The sequence below is a fragment of the Rhodoferax sp. GW822-FHT04A08 genome, from assembly GCF_058801025.1.
In genome coordinates this window covers 1-1,770 of the sequence record NZ_JBXAMW010000058.1, presented here as the reverse complement: position 1 = coordinate 1,770, position 1,770 = coordinate 1, and the positions used below count along the sequence as shown (strand labels likewise).

Here is a 1,770-nt window from a genome sequence, read left to right as displayed (position 1 = left end):
CTCAAGCAGCTCAAGGTGGATGTGAACCCATTTAGTTTGCAAGATGTGCAGCGCATCATTGCTACCGTCCGCCCGGATTACCGCAATTACATGGTCACGCGCATCTTCACCGGCATGCGTACTGGTGAGATCAATGGGCTGAAGTGGAAGTACGTGGATTTCGAGCTGCGCATTATCAAAGTGCGGGAGACCTTTGTCCTGGGAGAGGATGAGTACACCAAGACCGATGGCTCGCAGCGCGATATCCAGATGAGCGCACCGGTCTTGGAAGCGCTGAAGGCCCAGTGGGAGGCCACAGGCAAGCTGTCCGAATACGTGTTTTGCAACATCGAGGGTAAGCCCCTGGACAACAAGAATTTCTCGGACCGGATTTGGTATCCGCTGCTGCGGCACTTGGGGCTGGAGCGGCGCAGGCCCTATCAGACACGTCACACGGCTGCCACCTTGTGGCTAGCATCCGGCGAAGCACCCGAGTGGATTGCCCGCCAGCTTGGGCATGCCGATACGCAGATGCTTTTCAAGGTTTACAGCCGCTACGTGCCCAACCTCACGCGCCAAGACGGCTCAGCCATGGAGCGTTTGCTCGCTGCCAAGCTCTCACAAGGGCCACTGGCATCGGTAAATGAGACGGGTGGCCCGGTGCTGATCCCGGTTGATCCGCTGCACAGCGACGCCATGCGCCAGCCCATTCCGAGGCCGGGCAACTGGAAGAAGTCAGAAGTGCATTGGAGTAAGGAAGAGGCCGAACAAACTGCAGCCAAAGCTACTGAAGAGGCAGCAGCCCAAGCAGCCAAGGCCGAAGCGAGCGTCGCCGGCGTCGATGCGGCTGTGGCCGCTAAGGCCCCATCCCGTGTCGACAAGCCCGCATCGTCCCTGGCTCCCTTGAGCTGGGAAGACATGGCCAAGAACTGGCAGGAGGCTGAGACATGACCGGTGCCGAGCCACTCCACTGGCCAGACCCCTAGTTGGGCCATGAACTTGGCCATTTTCTAAGCCACCACTACCGACCACAGCCCACCCGGACTGCCTCCCGCAGCCCGGTCAGGCGGAGCTTTGCCCAAAACATCCCGAATTCCTGTCAAGGAGAACCCAATGAACCGTATCGCCATCACCCCAGTTTCCGCTGCTTCCGCAATTTCCGCCAACGTATCTCAGGCCACCAGCTATGAAGTCACCGTGGGTCCTGACCCCCAGACTTTCATCGACCAGGCTGTGCACTCGCTGGACAGTGTCCCCCTGCGCCGAATGTTTTCCACCTTCGTTGCTGAACCCGAGATTCACATGGTGCTCACAACACCAGTGGGCGGCGTGCAGTACCAGCGCACTGGCCTGTGTCGCTACGTAGTGCAGGTCCTGCGGTCAGCGGCCGAGACCGCAGCCTATTCCAGTGAATTTGGTGGCGCCGAGCGGGAGGCTCTGTTTGTCGCGACCTTCATTGAAGGTAGCCGTGCGTTCCTCGGAGCATGCATTGATGCAGGGAGCGACGTCGACGATGTCCTGCATACCTTGTTGATGGATCCCTTGCGGCAGTTGGACCGGCAGGACGAGCGCGTGGCAGGCCTGGTGCGCATGTGCCTTGGCTGCGGTCTGCCCGAAGAAGTGGACGACTTCTATGTTCCCCGGCTGCGCAACACAGTGCGCCGGGCGCTCTCCCGTGTGAACGCTGGGGCGCACGTGGGACAGAGCGCGGGAGTGAATGGGCAGGACCGACAAGTCCTGCTCCGAGCAGCCCGCCCGGCTTCCAACCTGTCCTGCTACTGAACCGACACG

Annotated in this window: 2 protein-coding genes; both read left to right on the top strand. The window is 60.5% G+C overall.

Annotation, left to right across the window (positions count from 1 at the left end; all coding sequences use genetic code 11):
• Positions 1 to 930: site-specific integrase (locus tag AC1RMF_RS26540; RefSeq protein ID WP_493145543.1), on the top strand; the 930-nt coding region annotated here is incomplete at its 5' end.
• 162 nt (positions 931 to 1,092) lie between these two features.
• Complete coding sequence (locus AC1RMF_RS26535; protein WP_493145542.1) at positions 1,093 to 1,761, top strand: hypothetical protein; 669 nt, start codon at positions 1,093 to 1,095, stop codon at positions 1,759 to 1,761.
• Positions 1,762 to 1,770 lie beyond the last annotated feature (9 nt).

What these genes read in the sequence shown, in the direction of transcription:
- AC1RMF_RS26535 (WP_493145542.1), top strand. Translation starts at nt 1,093, where the DNA reads ATGAACCGTATCGCCATCACCCCAGTTTCCGCTGCTTCCGCAATTTCC.